This window comes from Saccharopolyspora hordei (genome assembly GCF_013410345.1).
Taxonomy (GTDB): Bacteria; Actinomycetota; Actinomycetes; order Mycobacteriales; family Pseudonocardiaceae; genus Saccharopolyspora; species Saccharopolyspora hordei.
The window spans coordinates 2,479,649-2,500,782 of sequence record NZ_JACCFJ010000001.1 but is presented as its reverse complement, the minus strand read 5'-3'; the positions used below and the strand labels follow the sequence as shown (position 1 = coordinate 2,500,782).

Here is a 21,134-nt window from a genome sequence, read left to right as displayed (position 1 = left end):
GATCGACTAGTATTCCGCCACGTGGAAGGTCCGTCGTGGTTCAGTCGGTGGGCCGGCCACCCGGGGACCGGCGCCGCCACACGACGAACACCGCGCTGGACAGCAGCGTCCACGCGGCCAGCACGAAGTACGGCGCCACGTGCTGGGAGCCGCCGAAGTAGACGGCGGTGTGCAGAGCGCTCACCGACGCGCCGGGCGGGAGCCAGCCGCCGACCTGCCCCAGGGGCGACGGCAGCAGCGGCCAGGACACCACGCCGCCGGACGACGGGTTGCCGAGCAGCACCAGCAGACCCCAGGTCGGCACCATCGCCCACCGCCCCATGAGCGTGTTGAACATGGTGAACACCATCCCGGAGGTGAACATCGTCAGCGCCAGGATCAGCCAGGACTCGGCGAACGGGAACCGCACGGCGCCGAGCAGCCAGTCCACCACGGCGATGATGGCGAACCCGCCGAGCACCGCGTAGGCGGCGGTGAAGGCGATGCGCTCGACGGGAGCGAGCCCCTGGGCGTGCACGCTGAGCTGGATCGCCCCGATGAACCCGATGACGACCGCCGCCAGCGACACGTAGAACAGCGCGAGGCCGCGCGGGTCGCCGCGCTGCAGCGGCTTGAGGTCCCGCACCTCGACCGCCATGCCCTTGGTCGCGCCGACCTGCACCGCGGCCTGCTGGAGCACCTGTGCGACGGAGGCCCCGGCGGCGCTGGCGACGTCCACCCGCACGGTGCTGCCGCGCACGTCGACCACGCCGAAGACCCGCTGCTGCTCCACCGCCTGCACCGCCTCCTCGTAGGACCAGCGGTGCAGCTCGAAGGCGGTCCCGGACGCCCGCTCCATCTCGTCGAGCAGCGCGTCGTCGTCGCGGGCCCCGACCACGGCCAGGGGCAGCTGGTGCGGCGTCGGGTTGGCCATGGCGAAGGTGTAGGAGCCGGCGAACAGCGCGGCGGCCGCGGCGATGATGAGCACGAGCACGGTCGCGGGCAGGAACGGGGACCGGCGGAACCCGGCCCACCGCTCGCCCACCCGAGCCGCAGCCATGCGACGACTCTAAGTGATCGACACCACACCAGCCGGGCTGCGCGGGGTGCGCTCAGAAGGTCTTCATGAGGTCCTTGACGCGGGAGGCCATCCGCTGCTTGTCGATCGGGGCCACGGTGGTCCAGGGCTCGGCGCCGCGGGTGTTCGTCTCGATCAGGTACCAGCCCTTGGCGGTGGCGAAGAAGTTCGTCACCATCGGCGCCCGGTGGCGCTTGCCCTGGCCGTCCATCACCGCCGCACCGACCTGCGCCCACGCGACGCGCTGCCCACCGGCCATCTCGACCAGCAGGCGCGCCTCGTCGCGCCGGACGCCCTGGCGCACGAGGCCGTCGGCCATGGCGCGGTCGTCCTTCCCGGCGCCCTTGGCGGCCGCGGACATCGCCGCGCTGCGCACCGAGACGCCGCGGCCCGGCCCGGGCTGCACGTCGTCGGGCAGCACGCTGAGCAGCGCGCGCACCATCGAGTCCGCGGGCAGCGCCTGCAGGCGCACGGACTCCTCGGTCATCACGGCGAGCGTGGCGGTGGAGCGGACGTTGGCGACCATCCCGGTGGTCTTGCGCTCGCCGTCGGCGGTGCGCTCGCCGAAGGTGATGTCGAAGGAGCGCTCGTAGCGCCGCAGCGGCAGGAAGACGCTGCAGATGTCCTCCTCGCGCATCTCGTTGCCGAAGCCGAGGCGGTGCAGCTCGTCCCAGGCCCGGCGCTGGACCTCGCGGCGCTCGGACTCGAGGACCCCCTCCGGCAGGACGTTGAGCACGATGGGCTTGGTCCCCAGGTCGAAGTGCTTCCACGCCTCGTGGAAGGCCTGCCGCGACAACTCGAACTTCACCGGATGCTCCCCAGCCGGACTCGTGCGGGCGCGCGGGCCCGCAGGTGCGGATCGTGCGTGCGCCCGCTCGGGCGCGGTCCTTCATTGGGTCGTCGAGGCGGCCCAGGCGCCTCGGAGACGTCTCCCCAGTGGCGTGCGCGCCGGGACGTGCGGCACCGCCGCTCGTGGTCGGGCACCGTCACCGGTCCCGGCTCGTCACGGTGACGTTCCCGCGTGTCGTCCCGCGGCCGGACGTCACCGCACGTGCTACGTCGCTGCCGAGCTCACGGGTCGACCGCGAGCTCGGCAGCCACCGTCATCCCCTGGGTGTCAGCGCTGGTCCCAGTCGCCGAACACCGGGGGCGCGACCTTCGGCAGGCCCTCGTCGAAGAAGCCGTGGTCGCCCTTGAGGTAGTCGGGCGTCTCGTGCTCCTGGTCCTCCTCGCCCTGCTTGCCCTGCGGGCGGGCCCCGGCCGCGCCGGCACCGGCCACACCACCGCGGCCACCGGCACCGCCGGCACCACCGGAGGCGGAACCGGTCCCGGTCCCGCCGGCACCGAGGCCACCCGCACCAGCACGACCGCCAGCACCCAGCGCCCCGGCACCGCGACCGCCGGCGCCACCCGCGCCGACGCCGCCCCGGCCACCGGCACCGGCGCCCGCAGCACCACCACCGGTCCCCGGGATGCCGCCACCGGGCACGCCCGGCACACCCGGCCCACCGGTCCCCGGACCACCGGGCACGCGACCGGTCCCCGGCCGGCCCGGCGTGTTCTGCCCGGGTCGCTGCCACACCGGGTTCGTGCCGGCGAAGCCACCGCCACCGCCGGTGCCACCAGCGCCGCCGCCGGTACCGACCCCACCAGCGCCACCCGTGTGACCAGCCGGAACGGTCGTCGAGCCGGCGCTGCTGCCACCGGCCCACTGGCTGGTGGTCCCGGACGGGCTCCCGGACACCGTCGGCACCGCACCCACGCTCGGGTGCTGCGACCCGGACACGGCGACCTTCACACCGTTCTCCGGGGGCGGCGTGAACACGGCGCTCGACGCGACCGTGCTCTGCGACGTGCTGTCGTAGGTCTGGAACGCCTGCACGGCTTCCTGCCGGAGCTTCTCGTTGTGCTCCTTCGCTGCCTCAGCGTCGGTCTGGCCGTTGACGAGGCTGTCCCAGGTGTCCTCGAACCAGTTGTTGTCCGGGATCTCCTGCTCCTCGCCCTTGCCGGGGATCGAGGTCTGCACCTTCTTGAAGGCTTCGCCCTGGTCCCGCAGCAGCTCCGACTGGACCAAGCTGTTGTCGGCGGCCACCTCGGTCCACAGCGCGATGGGCACCGCTTGGTTCTGCAGCGCCTCACCGGACTCGGACTGCATGACGACGCCGACTTCCTTGAGCTTGTCGTCGAGGCGCGACCGCAGCTCGCGGAGGTAGGTCTCCTGCGCCTTCCACGCGTCAGCGGAGTCGTAGAGCCCTTGGGCGGAGCCGTTCTCCACCCAGGCCCTCATCGTCGCGAGATCGACGCCATCGAACTGCGAGGGCTCGATCTGCCTGGTGTCGGTCATCCCAAGCCTCCTCAAGCATTGGGCAAGTTCTGGACAGCGACTTCGGCGATCTTCGCGGCCTGCTCACAGGCGCGGACCTGCTCGCCACCCCCAGGACGGACGATCAGGTTGACGAACAGCGATCCGGTGTCCGACACGTCCACAGCGAGCATGCAGCCGGAGCCGTTGTCGACCTGCGCGGCCGGGTAGCCGGCGAGCTCGATCTGCTGAGCCCCGGTACCGGAACTCGCGAACTGCTGCATCGTGCGGCTGGGGTCCGCAGCGATGGTGCCGGTCCAGCCACGTCCGCTCCCGGCCTCACCGGACGAGATGTCGCAGCCCTGCTTGCCGTTCGACTCGCTCGGGGTGGCGGGCTGGTCGATGCCGAGGGATTGGCGCTGCTCCTGCGTCAGGACCGCGCACGGGTCCGGGAGGTTCACCGACTTGGCCGGGCCGCTCCTCGAGGACTGGGTCGCGGGGGCAGACGGGGTCGGCTCGCTCGTGCCGTCGGTCGAACCGCCGTCGTCCCCCTCGCTCCCGCAACCTGCCAGGAGAAGACCAGCCGAGGCCAAGCCTGCCACGAGCGCCTTACGCAATGTTCCCTCCGAAGCTGTCCGCCGCGTTCTGATCATCGAGCCGATTCTGGCGAGCGCTGTCGTGCAGGTCGAGCGACGCCTTCTTGAAGAGCGCGGCGAGCTTCATCAAGTTCTCGTAGGCGGACCGGTCGTCTCCGGCAGCGACCTGGTTGTACGCCATGGTCGCCTGCGTGCTGACCGGGTCCGAGCCAGGAGGCGAGGTGAACGCGACTTCTTGGAGCTTCTCGGCTTCCTTCTCGAGCGCCCGCGCCTCGTCGTCGAAGAACCGCCCCAGCTCGTCGACCTTGTCGGGTTCGACGCGCATCGAACCGACCGCGCTCTGCGCCTGGGCCAGAGCCGCGTTGTCCATGGCTCGCGTCATGAGGTTCACGGCATCGCCGACGAAGCCGGTGAAACCGGGCGTCATCCTCATCGCGTCGATAGCCCTCTGGTCGACCGGCTGGTAGGTGCCGCCGTCCCCCTCAGCCACAGTCGAACTCCCCTCGTTCGCCAACCGTCGCGAGGTCCGGCGACGGCCATCCACTTGCCAACGAGGCAAACCTTAAGGCGCGCGGTGACCTTCCGGGACGGAGTTGACCAAAAACGATTACGACGTTCGAGTGAATTCGAGCGCAGGCGTTCCGCGGTCGGGCCAGGTCAGCCACGGACGGTCGATCACGCTCGGCGACCGAGCGGACACCCGCGGCCAGCGCACTACTGATGACCACCCGAACGATCGAACCGACCAGCCCGGATGCCGTCGAGGAAGGATGCCCAGGTCGCGACACCCAGCACCAGCACGCCTCCCTCCTGGTCCTTGGAGTCGCGCGCCGCAATGGTCGCCCCACTGGAGGCGACCTCGACGCAGTTCCCGTAGTTGCTGCTCCGACTGCTCTTGCGCCAGCGAAGCCCCGAAAACTCCTGCGATGTCACTGCACTGCTCCTTGCCGGTCCTCACACCAACCGCTCGGCGACGCCGCTGATGAGGTCGACTGAATCGTCGACCGACAAGGCGACGTTCTGCAAGGCTCGAAGTGCTTCCTTGGCTGCCGCGACGTGCTCGGGTTCTTCGAGGAACGCGCTGCTGCCCCGGTTCTCCAGGTACACCAGGCTCGGGTGCTTCTCGAAGTCGAGGACGACGAACGGGCCCGCCATTCCCGGATGCACGCCGACCGAGGTCGGCAGCACGCGAAGCGTGACGTTGTCATGGCTCGTCGCGCTCACCAGGTGGCGGAGTTGGCGGTACATCACGCCCGGGCCTCCTGCCGGGCGTTCCAAGATGCTCTGCTCGATGAGCGCCTCGAACTTCGGCGCGGTGGGGCGGTTCAGCAAGGTTTGTCGCCCCATGCGAGCAGTGACCAGAGTGTCCACCTCAGTGAGGTTCAAGTCCGGGCCAGTGCCCTGGACGACAGCGGTCGCGTACTCCGACGTCTGCAACAGCCCGGGGATGAGCATGGTCTCGTAGTTGTAGATGGCCGTGGCTTCTTTCTCGAAGCGGATCACGTCCTCCCACATCGCGGGCAAGCGACCGTCCTGGACTTGCCACCAGTTCGGGCTCGACGCCGTGCGCACGAGGTTCAGCAACTCCTCGCGCCGCTCGGAAGGCACACGGTAGAGACCCAACAGCGCGGCGACGTCGTCCGCGTACAACCCCCGTTGGCCGTTCTCGATCCGGCTCAGCTTGCTCATCGAGAAGCAGTGCGTCGTCGTCGCGGGCCCCGACCACGGCCAGGGGCAGCTGGTGCGGCGTCGGGTTGGCCATGGCGAAGGTGTAGGAGCCGGCGAACAGCGCGGCGGCCGCGGCGGCTTCCTGCCGGAGCTTCTCGTTGTGCTCCTTCGCTGCCTCAGCGTCGGTCTGGCCGTTGACGATGCTGTCCCAAGCTTCCTCGAACCAATAGTCGTCCGGGACTTCCTGCTCCTCGCCCTTGCCGGGGATCGACGACTTCACCTTCACGAAGGCGTCGCCCTGGTCGAGCATCAGCTGCGACTGCGCCTTGGCGTTCTCCGCGGTGACCTCGGTCCAGAGCACGACCGGCATGGCCTGGTTCTGCATGGCCTCGCCCGACGCGGACTGCATGGAGGCACCAGCGTCCTTCAACGCCTGTTCCACGCGGCCCTTGAGGTCCTGGAGGTACTTGTCCTCCGTCTCCCAAGACTTCGACTTGTCGTACAGGTCGTCGGGGGAGCCGTTCTCGACCCAACTCCGCATCTGCTGCAGGCTGGCGCCTTCGAAGTCCGCTGGCTCCAAGTACCTGGTGTTCGTCATGCCCGCCCCTCACGCATTGGGAAGATTCTGGATCGCAGCTTCCGCGAACTTCTCCGCCTGCTGGCACATGTCGATGCCCGGATCAGCCGTGCTGGTACGAGCGATGTTGACGATCAGATACCCCTGATCAGACACATCCGCGTACAGGACGCAGCCTCGGCCGGAGTCATACCCGGCGATCGGGTAGCCAGCGACTTCCCCCTTCTTCGTCGGCTCGTTGCGCGCCTCGACCTCGGCCGTGAAGGTCGAGCCGCCGTCGACAGCGACGAACGCGCTCCAACCCGGAGTGCCCGCCTTGCCCTTCTGGTAAGTGCAACCGAGCTGGCCGTTCGAATCCCTCTCCCTGAGGGGCTGGTCGGCGCCGAGTGCGGTCGCCTGCTGCTCAGTCACGATCGAGCACTTGTCCGCAACCTCGACCGCCTTCGCGGGTCCGGTCCGCGCCGACTGCGGCTTGCTCGTTTCCGGGGCCGGCGGTGCCGTGTCAGTCGATCCAGCAGGAGGACTTGCTTCGCCCCCGCATCCGGCCGCCAAGAGCAAGGTGGCCGAAACGATCCCTGCGGCGAACGTGTTACGCAAGTTTCCCTCCCAAGCTGTCGGCCGCGTTCTGGTCGTCGGTCCGGTTCTGGTGAGCGCTGGCGCGAAGGTTTGCCGCCGTGTTCTGGAAGTACTCCGCGAGCTTCAGGTAGTTGTCCATGTAGGCGTTCTCGTCGCCAGCTCCAACCTTCTGGTACACGGCTGTCGCCTGAGTGCTCACCGGGTCACGGCCAGCGGGTTTGAGCTCCGCGAGCTGCTGAACGTCCACCACTCGGTCCGCGAGCGCCTGTGCCTCGTCTTCGAAGAACTGGGCCAGCTTGTCGATCTGGTCCGGGTCGACGAGCATCGAGCCGCCAGCGGCCTGGGACTGGGCCAGGGCGGCCTTGGTCTGCGCACGGGACAGTGTCTCCGCGACGGCAACGACCTGCGCCGTGGGGTTGAAGAACCCGCCCTGGCTCATGCGGTGGTGCATGTACGCCTGGTCCGTCGCGTCGAGCTGGATCTCCTCGCCCGCCCCCCTCAGCCACAGTCGAACTCCCCTCGTTCGCGAACCGTCGCGGGGTCCAGCGACGGCCATGCACTTGCCAACGAGGCAAACCTTAATGCGCGAAGTGACCGTCTGGGACGGAGTTGACCGAAGACGATTACGACATTCGAGTGAATTCGACTCGCGGAACGACGGAAAGGTCCCGCAAGTCGGCCAGCTCAGCTACGGGCATGTTCTCGGGCTTCGACAACCCCAGGTGGAGAGCTTCAGCACGAACACCGGTGTCACGCTCAGGCATCACCCACAGCCCCACACCCGTCGAACCGGCCGTTACGGAGTGCGTGGAGAAAGGAAGCCCACGCTGCCTGTCGCACCACCAGCTTGCCGCCCTCGGGGGCCTTGGAGTCGCGGGCAGCGACAGCCGAACCGATGAACGCCACCTCGACGCAGTTCCCCTGCATGCTGCTCCGACTGCTCTTGCGCCAACGAAGACCGGACAAGTCATCGACCAACACTGTGCGCTCCTCATCGATGATCACGCGAAGTTCCTCGCGACGGCCGCGACGAGCTCGATCGAATCCTCTGGTGACAGAGCCCTGTCACGCAACCACTCCAAGGTCAGCGTCGTAGACGCAACGTGCTCGGCAGTCTCCAGGAACGCGCTGTTCCCACGGTGCTCCAGGTAGACGAGCGTGGGTTCGTCAGCGAACTCCAGCAGCACAAAAGGGCCTTCCATCCCTGGATGAGCTCCCAACGCGGTCGGGAGGACACGGATGGTGATGTTGTCACGTTCCGCGGAGTCCATCAGGTGGCGAAGTTGCCGATGCATGATGTCCGGGCCACCGACCGGCCGTTCGAGGGCAACCTGCTCGACCAGCACTTCGAGCTCGGGAGCACCTGCTCTGCTCAGCAGAGCTTGCCTCCCCAGACGAGCGGAGACGAGGGTGTCCAGTTCTTCAACACCGATGTCGGGCTGAGTGCCCCGGCCGATCGCCCCGACGTACTCCGCGGTCTGGAGCAGTCCCGGGATGAACATGGTTTCGTAGTTCCGGATGGCGACGGCTTCTTTCTCGAACCGGATCACGTCCGACCACATCGCGGGCAAACGACCGTTCTGGACTTGCCACCAGTTCGGGTCGGAGCCACTGCGGACCAGGGCGAGGAGCTCGTCGCGACGCTGCACCGGCACCCGGTACAAGCCCAGCAGCGCTGCGACGTCATCTGCTCGCAACCCCCGTTGGCCGTTCTCGATCCGGCTCAGCTTGCTCATCGAGAAACCGAGCGCGTTGGCGACTTCCTCCGCTGGCAGACCGCTCCGGAGTCTCAGCTCTCGCAGTTCGCTCGACACCCTCCGCACCCGGACCGGCACGCCTGCTCGTCCGCCCATGCTCTTCCCCCGTTCCACGAACCGTCCTGGGCTGCCCTGATCACCATCACCGGTTGCCAACGGGGCAAGCACCCCCAGTCACCCGAAAGCATCGTTGCGTGCCCGGGCGGGAACTGCGGAAGGTCGTCGCCGCAGGAAATTTCGATTCGGGAGGGACGAACCATGTGCGCTCGCTGGCACATCCCGGCAGACGACCGGCAGGACGAGGTCGTGGTCACCATGCTGGTCCGCGACGAAGTGGCGCTCCGGCAGGGAGGGGCCGAGGTCGTGGTGGGCCGCACCCAGCTCTCCGACCTCGCCGACAAGCTCTACTTCCTCGACCTGGCCTTCCGCGCCGACGTCCGCGACGTCGTCGAAGCCCTCTGCCCCGAGTGACTGGAGACCGCCCACGGACACCGAGACCCGACGGCTCCCCGTGCGGAGGAGCTGCCAGTTCTGCCCAGGACTGGCAGACCCGGCAGCACCGCTGGCCTCGCGTGCGCCACAGTGGACACTCACCGGGCCGGGGAGGTCAGGAGCCGTCGCTGCCGCAGCGGCTCCCCCTCACGCCGTCGGGAGGGTCAGCAGGGTGGCTTCCACGACCTTGGTGGCTGCGTCGCAGCTGCCGCCCACCTCGATCGGGGCGCCGGGGCGGACCAGGGCGGTCACCCGGAGGCTTCCCGTGTCGGCCGCGTCGACGACGAGCGTGCAGCCCGTCGTGTCGTTCACCTTCGCCACGGGGTAGCCCGCGATGTCGAGCTGCTGAGCACCTTGGTGCGCATCGGCGAACTGCTGGTAGGTGCCGGTCGGGTCCGCCGCGACGAACGCGCTCCAGCCGGGACCGTCCGGGGCGCCGGAACCGTACTCGCAGCCCCGCACGCCGTCCCGCTCCGTCGGCGCGGGTGCCTGGTCCAGGGCGAGGGCGTTCCGCTGCTCCTCGGTGAGCAGTGCGCACGGGTCGGAGGCGGTCAGGGACTTCGCCGGGGCCGCGCGGCGCGGTCCCTCCGGTTCCTCGGCCGGGGGCGCGCCCGAGCTGCACGCCGCCAGCACCAGGCCGACCGCGATCAAGCCGAGTCCCTCGCGCACGTCGTCGCCTCCTCAGGGTCCGAGATCCGCAGCGAGCGCGAGCGCACACTGCCACACCCCGAGGAACCGGCACAACCACGAGCGCAGCGTCCGGGAACTTTCCCGTTCAGCGGTCCCCGTTCCCGTTGCCGTTCCCGTTGCCGTTCCCGTTGTTGCCGCTGTTCTCGCGGACCTTGCGCCACAGCTCGCGCTCCCGCTCCCAGCGCTCGAGCTGCTCCCGCCACCGCTTGGCGCGCTCCTCGGCGCGGTCCCCGCGCGGCTCGTCGGGGTGTTCCGGCGGCTGCTCCGCGACCGGCGGCTCCGGGGTGACCGTCACCGTGACCGGGGGCGGCGGTTGCGGGCGCGGCAGGGCGCGCACGTCCTCGGCGACGCGTTCCGTCGCGGCGAGCAGCGTGCGCGCGGCGTCCGTGGCGAGTTCGCCCCGCGCTTGGGCTTCGGCGATCGCCCGGTGCAGGTCACCGAGTGCCGCCTCGGCAGCCGGCCGGTCGTGGGCGCTCGCCGCGGCCTTCACCGCCTCCACGTGCCCGAGCAGCTGCTCGCGGGTGTGCGGGGCCAGCTGGTCGGACGAGCTACCACAACCGGCGAGCACCAGCAGCAGCGCTGGCAGGAGGAGCCGTCTCATCGCCGGATCAGCTCCTCCAGGGTGGCGATGTCCTCCGGCAGCCGTTCGACCCCGGCCGGACCGGACACCGGCGGCAGGGCCGGCTGCTCCGGAGCCGACGGCGTGACCAGCAACGCGACCAGCACCACCAGCAGCGCCCCGATGCCCGCGCCGGTGAGCAGCCACGACTTGAGGTGGCGGCGCGGTCGCGGCAGCGGGTGGGTCGCCTGGTGCGGCGGCGTGGCCTGGACGCGCGGGATGACGTCCGTCGACCGGCCCGCCAGCAGGTCGACGCACTCCGCGGCGGTCGGGCGCTTGGCCGGGTCGGAAGCCGTCATCACCAGCAGTGCCCGGTGCAGGCCGATGGGCAGGTCCAGCGGCACCTCCGGGGCGCGGACCAGCCGCGCCACCGCGCTCTCCGCACCGCTGCCCGGGTACTCGACCCGCCCGGTCACGCTCTCCAGCAGCACCAGGCCCAGTGCGTACACGTCGGCCGGGTAGCCGACCTCGCCGCCGCTGACCTGCTCCGGCGACATGTAGGTGGCGGTGCCGATGAGCTGACCGGAGCCGGTGATGCGCCCGGCCGCGGCCGCCAGCCGCGAGATGCCGAAGTCGGCGAGGTAGACGCCGCCCTCGTCGGAGATGAGCACGTTGGAGGGCTTGACGTCGCGGTGCACCACCCCGTTGTCGTGCACGTGGGCCAGCACGTCGGCCAACCGGGACCCGATCTCGGCGACGCGCTGCGGCGGCAGCGGCCCGGCCTGGACCTCGTCGGCGAGGGTGTGCCCCTCGACCAGCTCCATGATCAGGTAGAGCTCGTCGGCGTCCGCGCTGAAGTCGTGCACGGTGACCAGACCGGGGTGGCTGAGCCCGGCGAGGATCCGCGCCTCCTCGGCGAACCGCTCCCGCCCGGCGGCGTCGGCCCCGGACCGGAAGACCTTCGCCGCCACGACGCGCTGCAACCGGGTGTCCATCGCCCGGTGCACGTCGGCCATGCCGCCACGGCCGATCCGGGCACCCAACCGGTACCGTCCGCCCAGCAGAGGTGCCTCACCCATCGACCCCTCCGGTCCTCGCGCTCCCGGCACCGACCCTAGCCGAACGAACGGCCACCGCCGCGAGACGACCGGGGGACCGCGACTACGGACGCAACAGGTTGACAGACCCGTCACAGCAGGTCAACGATGTTTTCCCCCACCGCGGACCACGGGGAACACGCGTGCGGGACGCTACGCCGGGACGACGCGGTCGGTGTGCGGACGGGCTCGCCGCCGGCGTGGCCGACGCTCGATCGCCAAGGACGCACGAGCCTTGGTGCCATGTCCTCCACCGCGGTGAGGACACCCCCGATGCCCCTCGACCCGGGGCTGCCGTCCCAGGACAAGCCGGTGACGTCGAAGCGGATGCCGGGCCGCCTGCACGGCACCGCGAACCGGATCACCTCGTCCTGCATGCACCACCCCTGCCGAGCTGCCAGCACCCCGCTGAGTCGCTTGCTCACCGCATCACTCCGCACTCACCGCGACCGTCCCCGCGGTCTTGCTCGAAAGATCGGCCTCGTCATGGACGCACTCCCTGCGCCCGTGCCGCCTACCTGGCCGATCGATCACCGGAGGTTCAGGCGGATGGTCTCGGCCAGCTGGCCCGGTTTCGGGTGCTTGACGCTGAGCGCCGAGCCGTCGGTGAACCAGAACCGCAGGAAGCGCACCGGTTTCCCGCTGCGTCCCATGGCCGCCGGCGCGATCTCGCGGATCGCGCTCATCGGGGCTTCGACCGCGGACGTGACCGGGTTGGCCGGCTCGTCGCCGCCCCGCGAGGCCACGCTCCGCACCGCGGACTTCGCCGCGCCGAACAGCGAGAAGCCCCTGCTCTCCGGCGCCACTCCCGGTGCCGGTTCCGGCTGCTCGGACTCCAGGTGAGCCGTCTCCACCAGCACGCCGACCCGGTGGCTCGTCACCGCCAGGAAGCTCGCGTTCCCGGCCGAGCTGAGGTTGTCGGCGAACCGGACCGCGAGGTCGTTCGGCGTGGCGGCCTGCGCGACCCCCCAGAGACCCGGGTCGTGCACGAACTCGTCGCCCATGAAGGCGCCGTCCCGCAGCACCTTCAGCGGAGTCGTGCTCCGCCGGTGCTTCTCGGCCAGCTGCACGCCGGGCGTGGCAACGAGGTGCGGCACCCGGGTCACGCCCTGGACCGTCGAGGCGACGTAACCCCGCCGTTCCTCGTTGCCCTCGCCCTCACCGTAGGCGTACTTGGCGCCCTGCTCGATCGCCGCATCCGTCGCGGTGCCCGCACGAAGAACTGATCATCTAGTGGTTCGAGCCCACACTGCGCGCTACGAGCTGGGCGTTGCAGAAAGAAGTTCCCCTACTGGCCACCTGCCAGGAAGTGCTCCGTCCACTAGATGTAGTCCCGCAGGTTCATCCTTAGCTCCAGCACGGAGCCGTCGACGAACTCCATGTACCGGAACCAATGCGGCATGGTGCTTCTCCCCCGCTTCACCCAGTCCCGGTGGCGCACCTGGTCGTGCGAGCACTCCCACAACACCGCCACCCGCTTCCCCGCCTTCGTGAGTCCGTCGGACAGATCTGCTACTGCGTCGAAGGCGGACCGAGCCTTCCCCAAGAGGCTCCCCACTCCGCCACGTTTCCGTTCAGGCGCCGCTGGCTCCGGTTCGCTTTCGGTCTTGTCCTTGGGAAGAGCCGAACTGTCCACAACGACCGCAGAACGACGATCGGTCGCGACGTACCACGCCTCTGGCCCGGCAGCAGCGAGGTGATCGGCGCAGCGCACGGCCAATTGATCCGGGCTCGCAGCGTAGACCCATCCGCGCATCGCCGGGTCATGCACCCACTCGTCTCCGTGGAACTTCCCTTCACGCACGAGCCGGCTGGGTGGAGCCAGCAGACCGAGATCGACGTCGAGCTCGGGAACTGGACCCAACGGCTGGTGCGGCACGGCGAAGCGCCCGCCGATGGTGGCGCCGAGATGCCCCAGATCGTCCTTGTCGCCGAGCAGGGTGCGCAGCTCCTCGCCCTCGCCCACCCACTCGGCTTGCAGCGCGGCCCGTACCTGCTTCTCCGACTTCACTGCGCCCCTCACTCCTGCCCGTAGGTCATCGCAAGCATGCGGTCGAAGAACCTCTTCTCGTTGTGCTTCCGGTGGGAGATGAAGAACGCGGATCCATCAGAGAGCACGACCTTGAACCAGTTCCGCTTCCACCCCTTCACCTTCTGCTCCACGACCTCGACCGATGCGATGGCGTTCCGCGGGACCTCGGCGCACACCAGAGGAACGGGCAACTCGAGTTCCCGGTTCGCAGGCTGCTCTTCCTCCCGGTCCCACACCGAACCGATGGTCTTCTTCAAACCGCCCAACAGACCGGACGAATTGGAACCCTCACCTGAATCCCGCGGAGTGAAGTCGAGCAGTCCCAACCGGTGTGTCGTCAACACCCAGAACAGCTTCCGATCACGAAAACCGGCGGAATTTCCCCCGTTGGCCTGCCAGTCCGCCAGATGTGACACCGCAAGGCAGTCCCGCGCCTTGCCAGCCACCACGGCCCAGGGCACCTCCGAGTCGGATGCCGTCTCACCCGTCTCACCCTGGCTGAGGAGAGCTTCGAAGAAGAGGGAAGCAGCACCGGTCGCTGCCTCCAACGCAGCTCGAGAGAGCTTGCGCGGCTCACCGAATTCATTCAACCCAGGCACGGCGTACTGGATGTACTTACCCGTACCCCCTCTACTCGTCAGCGGATGACACCAGAGGATCTTCTCCTCGGGCGCGCACCACGAAGCGCGTGCCGCCAAGACCTCGATCACTGGAAACCACGCTCCTGAGCCGCGTCACGCTGTTCACTCGACAGATCCCCCTGGAACCAGCCCTTGCCGGTGTCGTAGATCTGATGCGCACCCTGCTTGATGGCCGCATCCGTGGCGACATCGGTCCCAGCAGCGAACGCGGCTTGACCAAGGGTGGTCTTCCCGCCCAGGGCTCCTTGCAGAACGGTACCGGTGACTCCACTGGCAAGCCCTTGGACACCTTTCATGTCCTTTTCCAGGTTCGCCCTTTGTTCAGTGAGTGCATCGAGGGCTTTGCCGTCGTCCAGCCTCCGTGCTTCCGCAATGCGGTCGTCGAGGTTCTTGGCCGCTTTCTGGAAGGCTTCCGTCTCTTTGATGTCGCTCTTGAGGAACTTGCCTCCCTTGGACGTCAGGTCCTCCGCATCGGCATGAGTCAAGAACTTGAACGCGGAGCTCTGCCTGTCCATGATGCGACCGGCCATCTCCTGGCCCATCTTGAACTTCCCGTCGAACAGCTTGCCCTCGCGCAAGTCCTCCGTGGTCTTGATGACCTGCCTGAGCTTGCCCATCTCGCGCATCTTCTGGAGGAGCCGCTCCACCTTCTGGAAGAGCTGGAAGAGCTTGCCTTGGAGCTGCGTGATCCGTGCGCCGATGCGGACACCGGTAGCACCGACCTGTACGGCCGTGCCCGCGCTGGCAGTGGCCACCGAAGCCCCAGCAGTGATCCAGGAAGCGGCGAGCGCAGCCAACCACTGGACGATCAGGCCGATGACGAGTTCCGTGATCGTCTGGATGACGAACTCGATGAACATGTCAATGATCTCGGCCCACATGTCCAGCGTGCTCTTGAGATCGCGGATGTCGGCCGCAAGCGCCTTGACACCTTCGGAGAACTCCGACATCTGTGTGCGGAAGGCGTCGCCGTCCTTGCCGATCCACGTTTGCGCCGTCGCTTGGGCGCGTCCTTGCTCTTGCTCCGCGACGCTGTCGAGCCACCTCGCGACGTTCTCCCAGCCCTCGCCGGTGGAACGCATCTGTTCCGGGTCACCGATCGCCCACTCGGCCAGCTCGATCAGTGGGCTGAGCACGATCGACACCAAGAAGCCGAGGCCGTTGCTCATCAGTGATTGGCCCGGGCTGGCGAGTGAAGTCAGCACCTCGGCGCGTGCCGAGAACAGCGCCACGCCCAGGTCCGGCGACGGCACGTTGTCCGCCAAGTCGCCACCTTGTGCTACCTGCTGAGCACTCTCCTGGACCTCGCGCTTCGCGTCCGCGACGTCCTGGGCTGCGCCGACCCACGACGACCCACGCCCCGCAGCTTGAGCGAACCAATCCTTCTGATGGCCGTCACCACGGTTGAGGGTCTGGAAATCGCCCGGCCCCTGAGGTGCCGTCATCCACCCAACTCCTTGGCGATGCTCTGGAACATCTCCGCGATCTGCCTGTCGTTCTCCGCGTGGTCCTTCTCGGTCTCCCGCAACGACTCGGAGGTCCGCTTCAAGAAGGCCTGCGCCTTCTTGGCCAGGTCCTGGCACTCCTCCAACCCGTCGTAGTAACCGTTCAGCATGCCGATCACCTGTCCGATCGGCCCGAAGCACTGGTCGTCGACCCGAGCTTGGTGGAGCACATCGGCGAGTTGACCGAACTTGTCGGCGAGGCTGTCGCAGCCGTCCGCATGGCCAGTGAGGGTCTCCGGAGTCACTTGCATGTCAGTCATGACGTGCCTCCATCAGCGCAAGAACGAGCCCGCCGAGAAATCGTCATCGTCGTCGAAATCGGCATTGCGCTGCGACGGCTGCTGACGTGCCGCCGGTCCGGCGGTGGGCTCCTGCCGAGCGGAGGGCCGCGCGGCGGGCTCAGACGCGGCGGACTGACCCTCGTCCGTCTGCGGCTTGATCGCCATGCCTTCGGCGTTGAACGCCTGCTGGAACTGGTCGAACTGGTCACCCAGGATCGGCGCCACCACGTTGTTCATCTGCTCCGCCGCGTTCGCCGTCGCTTCGCGGATCGTCGCCATGATCTGCTGCTGGAGTTCGTTGGCCGACTGGCGGACCGCGTTCGGCGCCAAGCGCAGGTCCAGCACAGCTCCGGACGGTGCCACCGTCACTGTGACCGACCGGTCCGGGCTGGTCGCCGACCCTTGCATGCCCTGCATCGCAGACCGAAGTTCTGATGCCTTCTGCGCCTGCTCCTCGAACTTGCGCATCATTTCTTGGATACGCTCAGACGCACTGCTCACTCTTCCCCCTGATTCCAAGTCCCGCGAGCCGAGCCTACCCAACGGCCGACAGCGAGACGACCGCTCGAGAGACACCTTCTCGGAAGCAAATCAGCGAAAACGGGCGTTTCGGTTGCTGAAGCGCACGCGGCGCGCGATCTGCACCAGGACCACGACGATCATCAGGCTGGACGCCGTCATCAGCACGTACAGCACGGTCAGGCCGCTCTTGTCGTAGCGGTCCGGGAGCAGGACCGTGGTGGGGCCGGTGCAGCGGACCTCCGCCGGGCCGGAGAACCAGGCCGGTTCCGGCCCCGGGAGCCGGGAACTGCGCAGGCTGTGGGCGGGCCGGTCGGGCACGAACTCGCGCGTCTGGCCGTGCTCCGGGACCACCTGGCACTTCACGTGCTCGTCGCGCTGCGCGGCCAGGCCGAACGGTTGGCCCTGCTCCAGTTCCACCTGCGCGACCGGGTCGGCCGTGGCCTCGCCCCTACCGAACTCGCGGGCCTTCTGCCAGAACGACCGCGAGGACTCCTCCTCCGCCGCGGGCTCGGGCACTTCCGCCAGCAGCGCGAGGCGGTGCGACGTCACCATCCAGGTCAACTCCACGTCGCCGTCCTCGACGACCGGCCGGAACCCCATGACCTGCGACTGCGGGCCCGGACCGAAGCAGACGACCTTCGGCGGCGGGAGGCGGTCGTCGTGGGTGGAGGACGCGTTCACCACGTCCTCCACCGCGGCGAGGACACCGCCGATACCCCTCGACCCGGGGCTGCCGTCCCAGGACAGGCCGTTGACGTCGAAGCGGATGCCGGGCCGCCGGCACGGCACCGCCAACCGGACCACCTCGTCCGGCCTGCACCACCCCTGCCGAGCTGCCAGCACCCCGCCGAGTCGCTTGCTCACCGCATCACTCCGCACTCACCGCGACCGTCCCCGCGGTCGTCCTCGAGAGATCGGCCTTGTCATGGACGCACTCCCCGAGCCCGTGCCGACCCACCGGGCCGCGATCACCGGAGGTTGAGGCGGATGGTTTCGGCCAGCTGGCCCGGTTTCGGGTGCTTGACGCTGAGCGCCGAGCCGTCGGTGAACCAGAACCGCAGGAAGCGCACCGGTTTCCCGCTGCGTCCCATGGCCGCCGGCGCGATCTCGCGGATCGCGCTCATCGGGGCTTCGACCGCGGACGTGACCGGGTTGGCCGGCTCGTCGCCGCCCCGCGAGGCCACGCTCCGCACCGCGGACTTCGCCGCGCCGAGCAGCGAGAAGCCCTTGCTCTCCGGCGCCACTCCCGGTGCCGGTTCCGGCTGCTCGGACTCCAGGTGGGCCGTCTCCACCAGGACGCCGACCCGGTGGCTCGTCACCGCCAGGAAGCTCGCGTTCCCGGCCGAGCTGAGGTTGTCGGCGAACCGGACCGCGAGGTCGTTCGGCGTGGCGGCCTGGGCGACCCCCCAGAGACCGGGGTCGTGCACGAACTCGTCGCCCATGAAGGCGCCGTCCCGCAGCACCTTCAGCGGAGTCGTGCTCCGCCGGTGCTTCTCGGCCAGCTGCACGCCGGGCGTGGCAACGAGGTGCGGCACCCGGGTCACGCCCTGGACCGTCGAGGCGACGTAACCCCGCCGTTCCTCGTTGCCGAACACGTACACGACCTGCTCGGCCTTGTCCGCCCAGTGCTTGACCAGGAGGTTGACCATCGACGACGTGCTTCGTCCCACCACGAACCCCCCCGTCACGCCCGGCCGTAGCTCATCGCTGCCAGCCGCAACCCGTCGCTGTCGTCCTCGGACGGCCCGATCTCCAGCGCGGAACCGTCGGTGAACTGGATCTTCAAGAAGTGGCGGGTGCCGCCCCGGTACTCCCGACCGAGCTTGCGGGCCACCGCTTCGAACCCCGCGGCGATCGACCGCGGCCACTCCTGCAGCGGTCGCACCTCCGGCACGGCCGGCTCGTCCTCCACGGCCTCCTCGGCTGCTGCCTGGCCGTCGTCCCCGCCCGACAGCAGTCCCGCGCCCAGGCGACGAGCGCGGGAGAACAGCGACTCGGACGCACCCGCCGGGGGCTCCGGGTCCGACACCTCGACGAGCGCCAAGCGGCGGTCGGTCAGCACCCACACGGCGCGGCCGCCGTGCCGGCGGTAGACGTCCACCAGCGACGCCGACTGGCAGTCGGGCTGCCCGCCGGTCACCACACCCGCCGGACTGTCCTGGTAGTTCGCGTCGCTGCCACCGGTCGCCGCGTCGAGGGCTTCCAAGGCCGCACCCCCGAGGCCCCCCGCCAGCCGCGACGCGAAGCCCTTCTTCGGCGCCCCGGTCGCGTCCCGCCCGGACACCTCGAAGAGGTACCTGCCCTTGGCATCGACAACCCAGCAGAGCGGCTCACCCGGTTGCGCCCAGGACCGCCGCAACGCGATCACCTCGATCACGAGAAACCCTTCTCCTGCGCGGCTCGCCGCTCGTCCTCGGTCATGCCGGTGGTCCGGTCCTCGCCCTCACCGTAGGCGTGCTTGGCGCCCTGCTCGATCGCCGCATCGGTCGCGGTCGAGGTGCCCGCGTCGAAGATCGCGCCGCTCAACCTCGTCTGGCCGCCGAGGGTGCTGCTGAGGAAGCGCTGCGCGAGGTTGCCCGTCAGCGCCTCGGTGCCGGTGACGTCCCGCATGAAGCGGTTGCCGGTGGTCGAGGCGAAGTCGTCGCCGGCCCGCGTGAGGGTGCCGAACACCGGGTTCGAGTCCAGCCGGCGCGCCACGAACTGGGAGACCCTCCCGCCGTTGCGGAGGTCGTTCATCTTGTCGATGACCTTCCGCAGCTTGCCGACCTCGCGCACCTGCTGCAGCACCTTCTCGATGCGCTGCATCAGCTTCGCCAGCTCCATCTGGATCTTGCTGACCCGCATGGTGATGCGCATCCCGGTGGACCCGACCTGGACGGTCGTGGTGGCTCCGGCCGTGGCGACGGAGGCGCCCGCAGTGATCCACGACGCTGCCAGCGCCGCCAACCACTGCACGATCAGGCCGATCACCAGCTCCGTGATGATCTGGATCACGAACTCGACGAACATGTCGAAGATGTCCGCGATCATGTCCAGCATGGCCTTGAGGTCGCGGACGTCCTCCGCGAGGGCCTTCACCCCTTCGCCGAACTCCGTCATCTGCGTGCGGAACGCGTCGCCGTCCTTGCCGACCCAGGTCTCGGCCGTGGCCTGCGCGCGCTGCGTCTCCTGCTCGGCGACCTGGTCGAGCCACTTGGCGACGTTCTCCCAGCCCTCACCGGTCGACCGCATCTGCTCGGGGTCGCCGATGGCGAACTCCGCCAGCTCGATCAGCGGGCTCATCACGATCGACACCAGGAAGCCCAGACCGTTGTCCATCAGGGCTTGCCCCGGGCTGGCCAGGCTTTGCAGCACTTCCGCGCGGGCCGACACCGCCGCAGCGCCCCACTCGGGCGGCGAGGACGCGTCGGAGAGGCCCTGCGCGGCGCCCACCAGCGACGAGCCGCGACCGGCGGCCTGCTCGAACCAGTTCTTCGAGTCACCGTCGCCCCGGTTCAGCGACTGGAAATCACCAGGCCCCGTCATCCCACCAGGTCCTCTCCCGCCTTCTTCAGCAGTTCGGAGATCTGGCGCTCGGTCTCGGCGTAGTCCTCGACCGTCTCGTCCAGCGACTCCTTCATGCCCTTGAGGAACTCCTGCGCCTTCGTCGCCAGGTCCCGGCAGGCGTCCAGGCTCTCGAAGTACTTGCTGCTGATGCCGACCGCATCGCCGATGGGGCCGAAGCACTGGTCGTCGACCTTCGCCTGGTGGAGCAGGTCGGCGAGCTGGCCGAACTTCTCGGCCAGGCTCTCGCAACCCTGGCCGTGACCGGTCAGGGTCTCGGGTGTCACCTTCAGGTCAGTCACGGCACGTGCACTCCCCCTCAGCGCAGGAACGAACCGGTCGAGAAGTCGTCGTCATCGTCGAAGTCGGCGGTCCGCTGCGGCGGACGCTGCTGCGGCGCTGCCGGACCGGCCGACGGCGTGGTCTGGGCCGACGACGTGGAGGCCGCCGGGGCCTCGTCGTCCGCCGGTGGCTTGAGGGTCGGGGCCTGGGCGGTGAACGCCTGCTGGAACTGCTCGAACTGGTCGCCGAGGATCGGTGCCACGGCGTTGTTCATCTGCTCCGCCGCGTTCGCCGTCGCTTCGCGGATCGTCGCCATGATCTGCTGCTGCAGGGCGCTGGCGGACTGGCACACCGCGTTCGGCGCGAGCTTGAGGTCCACCACCGCGCCGGAGGCGGCGACCGTCACCGTGACCGAGCGGTCCGGGCTGGTCGCGGTGCCCTGCATGTCCTGGATCGCGGACTGCAGCTCGGACGCCTTCTGCGCCTGCTCTTCGAAGCGGCGCATCATCGCTTGGATTCGCTCTGAAGCGGTGCTCACCAACCACCCCTTGGCCTCGACGGTGATGCTCCGAGACTAGCTCGCGCACGAGGGCCGAGATCAGGGATCGCGCCGTTCGTTCGCGCTAGCGAACGCCGCTGGCCTGCCGGTTGTTGGAGCGCACGCGGCGCGCGATCTGCACCAGGACCACGACGACCACCAGGCTGGACGCCGTCACCGGGTCGGCCGTGGCCTCACCCCCGCCGAAGACCTGGGACCAGGTGGCGGCCTCGGTGGTGGCCAGGGAGGAGCCCGCGGTGACCGCCCAGACCAGCACGAGCACGACGACCCACCGGAGCACGCGCGGCGGCTTCGGCTGCACGGCAGCGTTCGCACCAGGACCCACGCGGATGCGTACCCGACCTGATCACGCACGCGCGACGGGCACCTGCCGCCGGCTCACGAGCCGGGGACAGGTG

The 21,134-nt window shown here is 69.1% G+C and carries 29 protein-coding genes; 1 reads left to right on the top strand and 28 read right to left on the bottom strand.

Features of this window, described 5'->3' with window-relative positions:
- Positions 1-40: 40 nt before the first annotated feature.
- From HNR68_RS11740 to HNR68_RS11685, 12 genes are all read right to left on the bottom strand, one after another.
- The gene (locus HNR68_RS11740; protein ID WP_179720377.1) at positions 41-1,039 is read right to left on the bottom strand and encodes an ABC-2 transporter permease; all 999 of its coding nucleotides are present in this window, start codon (positions 1,037-1,039) and stop codon (positions 41-43) included.
- Positions 1,040-1,091: 52 nt separating this feature from the next.
- Complete coding sequence (locus tag HNR68_RS11735; RefSeq protein ID WP_179720375.1) at positions 1,092-1,865, bottom strand: ESX secretion-associated protein EspG; 774 nt, start codon at positions 1,863-1,865, stop codon at positions 1,092-1,094.
- A gap of 309 nt (positions 1,866-2,174) precedes the next feature.
- Entirely contained in the window at positions 2,175-3,401 is a 1,227-nt protein-coding gene (locus HNR68_RS11730; RefSeq protein ID WP_179720373.1) for a hypothetical protein, read from the bottom strand.
- A gap of 11 nt (positions 3,402-3,412) precedes the next feature.
- Positions 3,413-4,012 (bottom strand): DUF3558 domain-containing protein, encoded by a 600-nt coding sequence (locus tag HNR68_RS11725; RefSeq protein ID WP_179720371.1) that lies wholly within the window; start codon positions 4,010-4,012, stop codon positions 3,413-3,415.
- Positions 3,969-4,445: a hypothetical protein gene (locus tag HNR68_RS11720; RefSeq protein WP_179720369.1), complete on the bottom strand. Its 477-nt coding sequence runs from the start codon at positions 4,443-4,445 to the stop codon at positions 3,969-3,971. The genes HNR68_RS11725 and HNR68_RS11720 overlap by 44 nt, the downstream gene beginning before the upstream one ends.
- A 224-nt stretch (positions 4,446-4,669) precedes the next feature.
- The gene (locus HNR68_RS11715; protein WP_179720367.1) at positions 4,670-4,888 is read right to left on the bottom strand and encodes a DUF397 domain-containing protein; all 219 of its coding nucleotides are present in this window, start codon (positions 4,886-4,888) and stop codon (positions 4,670-4,672) included.
- A 21-nt stretch (positions 4,889-4,909) separates the two neighbouring features.
- Entirely contained in the window at positions 4,910-5,410 is a 501-nt protein-coding gene (locus HNR68_RS11710; RefSeq protein WP_246330974.1) for a DUF5753 domain-containing protein, read from the bottom strand.
- Entirely contained in the window at positions 5,328-6,221 is an 894-nt protein-coding gene (locus tag HNR68_RS11705) for a hypothetical protein (protein WP_179716369.1), read from the bottom strand. The genes HNR68_RS11710 and HNR68_RS11705 overlap by 83 nt, the downstream gene beginning before the upstream one ends.
- 9 nt (positions 6,222-6,230) lie before the next feature.
- On the bottom strand, positions 6,231-6,752 hold the full coding sequence (locus HNR68_RS11700) for a DUF3558 domain-containing protein (protein ID WP_246330973.1): 522 nt from the start codon (positions 6,750-6,752) through the stop codon (positions 6,231-6,233).
- 37 nt (positions 6,753-6,789) lie between these two features.
- Complete coding sequence (locus HNR68_RS11695) at positions 6,790-7,332, bottom strand: hypothetical protein (RefSeq protein ID WP_179720361.1); 543 nt, start codon at positions 7,330-7,332, stop codon at positions 6,790-6,792.
- A gap of 200 nt (positions 7,333-7,532) precedes the next feature.
- On the bottom strand, positions 7,533-7,781 hold the full coding sequence (locus tag HNR68_RS11690) for a DUF397 domain-containing protein (RefSeq protein ID WP_380574246.1): 249 nt from the start codon (positions 7,779-7,781) through the stop codon (positions 7,533-7,535).
- Positions 7,778-8,590, bottom strand: coding sequence for a helix-turn-helix domain-containing protein (locus HNR68_RS11685; protein WP_343050078.1), 813 nt, complete (start codon positions 8,588-8,590; stop codon positions 7,778-7,780). The genes HNR68_RS11690 and HNR68_RS11685 overlap by 4 nt, the downstream gene beginning before the upstream one ends.
- Before the next feature lie 201 nt (positions 8,591-8,791).
- Here HNR68_RS11685 and HNR68_RS11680 point away from each other — a divergent pair, with 201 nt between their 5' ends.
- Positions 8,792-9,004 carry a hypothetical protein gene (locus HNR68_RS11680; protein WP_179720359.1) on the top strand — a complete coding sequence of 71 codons (213 nt, stop codon included), beginning with the start codon at positions 8,792-8,794 and terminating at the stop codon, positions 9,002-9,004.
- A gap of 168 nt (positions 9,005-9,172) precedes the next feature.
- Here HNR68_RS11680 and HNR68_RS11675 read toward each other — a convergent pair whose 3' ends face one another.
- The 16 genes from HNR68_RS11675 to HNR68_RS11600 form a co-directional block, all read right to left on the bottom strand.
- The gene (locus HNR68_RS11675; RefSeq protein ID WP_179720357.1) at positions 9,173-9,694 is read right to left on the bottom strand and encodes a DUF3558 family protein; all 522 of its coding nucleotides are present in this window, start codon (positions 9,692-9,694) and stop codon (positions 9,173-9,175) included.
- 106 nt (positions 9,695-9,800) lie between these two features.
- On the bottom strand, positions 9,801-10,316 hold the full coding sequence (locus HNR68_RS11670; protein WP_179720355.1) for a hypothetical protein: 516 nt from the start codon (positions 10,314-10,316) through the stop codon (positions 9,801-9,803).
- A complete protein-coding gene (locus HNR68_RS11665; protein ID WP_179720353.1) occupies positions 10,313-11,353 on the bottom strand; it encodes a serine/threonine-protein kinase in 1,041 nt (346 codons plus the stop codon). The genes HNR68_RS11670 and HNR68_RS11665 overlap by 4 nt, the downstream gene beginning before the upstream one ends.
- A 548-nt stretch (positions 11,354-11,901) precedes the next feature.
- Positions 11,902-12,477: a hypothetical protein gene (locus HNR68_RS11660; protein ID WP_179720351.1), complete on the bottom strand. Its 576-nt coding sequence runs from the start codon at positions 12,475-12,477 to the stop codon at positions 11,902-11,904.
- A 215-nt stretch (positions 12,478-12,692) separates the two neighbouring features.
- Entirely contained in the window at positions 12,693-13,382 is a 690-nt protein-coding gene (locus HNR68_RS11655; RefSeq protein ID WP_179720349.1) for a hypothetical protein, read from the bottom strand.
- Positions 13,383-13,390: 8 nt separating this feature from the next.
- Positions 13,391-14,113, bottom strand: coding sequence for a hypothetical protein (locus HNR68_RS11650; RefSeq protein WP_179720347.1), 723 nt, complete (start codon positions 14,111-14,113; stop codon positions 13,391-13,393).
- Entirely contained in the window at positions 14,110-15,489 is a 1,380-nt protein-coding gene (locus tag HNR68_RS11645) for a WXG100 family type VII secretion target (RefSeq protein WP_179720345.1), read from the bottom strand. Before HNR68_RS11645 ends, HNR68_RS11650 begins: the two co-directional genes overlap by 4 nt.
- Entirely contained in the window at positions 15,486-15,809 is a 324-nt protein-coding gene (locus HNR68_RS11640; RefSeq protein WP_246330434.1) for a hypothetical protein, read from the bottom strand. Before HNR68_RS11640 ends, HNR68_RS11645 begins: the two co-directional genes overlap by 4 nt.
- 12 nt (positions 15,810-15,821) lie before the next feature.
- Positions 15,822-16,298, bottom strand: coding sequence for a YbaB/EbfC family nucleoid-associated protein (locus HNR68_RS11635; protein WP_179720343.1), 477 nt, complete (start codon positions 16,296-16,298; stop codon positions 15,822-15,824).
- 123 nt (positions 16,299-16,421) lie between these two features.
- The gene (locus HNR68_RS26770) at positions 16,422-17,216 is read right to left on the bottom strand and encodes a hypothetical protein (protein WP_246330433.1); all 795 of its coding nucleotides are present in this window, start codon (positions 17,214-17,216) and stop codon (positions 16,422-16,424) included.
- 104 nt (positions 17,217-17,320) lie between these two features.
- Positions 17,321-18,022 carry a hypothetical protein gene (locus HNR68_RS11625; protein WP_179720341.1) on the bottom strand — a complete coding sequence of 234 codons (702 nt, stop codon included), beginning with the start codon at positions 18,020-18,022 and terminating at the stop codon, positions 17,321-17,323.
- Positions 18,023-18,036: 14 nt separating this feature from the next.
- Positions 18,037-18,729, bottom strand: a complete 693-nt coding sequence (locus HNR68_RS11620; RefSeq protein ID WP_179720339.1) for a hypothetical protein — start codon at positions 18,727-18,729, stop codon at positions 18,037-18,039.
- Positions 18,726-19,877 (bottom strand): WXG100 family type VII secretion target, encoded by a 1,152-nt coding sequence (locus tag HNR68_RS11615; RefSeq protein ID WP_179720338.1) that lies wholly within the window; start codon positions 19,875-19,877, stop codon positions 18,726-18,728. The genes HNR68_RS11620 and HNR68_RS11615 overlap by 4 nt, the downstream gene beginning before the upstream one ends.
- A complete protein-coding gene (locus tag HNR68_RS11610) occupies positions 19,874-20,197 on the bottom strand; it encodes a WXG100 family type VII secretion target (RefSeq protein ID WP_343050077.1) in 324 nt (107 codons plus the stop codon). The genes HNR68_RS11615 and HNR68_RS11610 overlap by 4 nt, the downstream gene beginning before the upstream one ends.
- Positions 20,198-20,214: 17 nt before the next feature.
- Positions 20,215-20,715 (bottom strand): YbaB/EbfC family nucleoid-associated protein, encoded by a 501-nt coding sequence (locus tag HNR68_RS11605; RefSeq protein WP_343050076.1) that lies wholly within the window; start codon positions 20,713-20,715, stop codon positions 20,215-20,217.
- A gap of 85 nt (positions 20,716-20,800) precedes the next feature.
- Complete coding sequence (locus tag HNR68_RS11600; protein ID WP_218888265.1) at positions 20,801-21,037, bottom strand: hypothetical protein; 237 nt, start codon at positions 21,035-21,037, stop codon at positions 20,801-20,803.
- Between the last annotated feature and the right edge of the window lie 97 nt (positions 21,038-21,134).

Bases quoted from the DNA above. Each gene is read 5' to 3' on its own strand.
- HNR68_RS11740 (WP_179720377.1), bottom strand. From the start codon at position 1,039: ATGGCTGCGGCTCGGGTGGGCGAGCGGTGGGCCGGGTTCCGCCGGTCC.
- HNR68_RS11730 (WP_179720373.1), bottom strand. From the start codon at position 3,401: ATGACCGACACCAGGCAGATCGAGCCCTCGCAGTTCGATGGCGTCGAT.
- HNR68_RS11725 (WP_179720371.1), bottom strand. From the start codon at position 4,012: ATGATCAGAACGCGGCGGACAGCTTCGGAGGGAACATTGCGTAAGGCG.
- HNR68_RS11710 (WP_246330974.1), bottom strand. From the start codon at position 5,410: ATGCTCATCCCCGGGCTGTTGCAGACGTCGGAGTACGCGACCGCTGTC.
- HNR68_RS11705 (WP_179716369.1), bottom strand. From the start codon at position 6,221: ATGACGAACACCAGGTACTTGGAGCCAGCGGACTTCGAAGGCGCCAGC.
- HNR68_RS11695 (WP_179720361.1), bottom strand. From the start codon at position 7,332: ATGGCCGTCGCTGGACCCCGCGACGGTTCGCGAACGAGGGGAGTTCGA.
- HNR68_RS11680 (WP_179720359.1), top strand. From the start codon at position 8,792: ATGTGCGCTCGCTGGCACATCCCGGCAGACGACCGGCAGGACGAGGTC.
- HNR68_RS11670 (WP_179720355.1), bottom strand. From the start codon at position 10,316: ATGAGACGGCTCCTCCTGCCAGCGCTGCTGCTGGTGCTCGCCGGTTGT.
- HNR68_RS11665 (WP_179720353.1), bottom strand. From the start codon at position 11,353: ATGGGTGAGGCACCTCTGCTGGGCGGACGGTACCGGTTGGGTGCCCGG.
- HNR68_RS11645 (WP_179720345.1), bottom strand. From the start codon at position 15,489: ATGACGGCACCTCAGGGGCCGGGCGATTTCCAGACCCTCAACCGTGGT.
- HNR68_RS11640 (WP_246330434.1), bottom strand. From the start codon at position 15,809: ATGACTGACATGCAAGTGACTCCGGAGACCCTCACTGGCCATGCGGAC.
- HNR68_RS11635 (WP_179720343.1), bottom strand. From the start codon at position 16,298: ATGCGCAAGTTCGAGGAGCAGGCGCAGAAGGCATCAGAACTTCGGTCT.
- HNR68_RS11615 (WP_179720338.1), bottom strand. From the start codon at position 19,877: ATGACGGGGCCTGGTGATTTCCAGTCGCTGAACCGGGGCGACGGTGAC.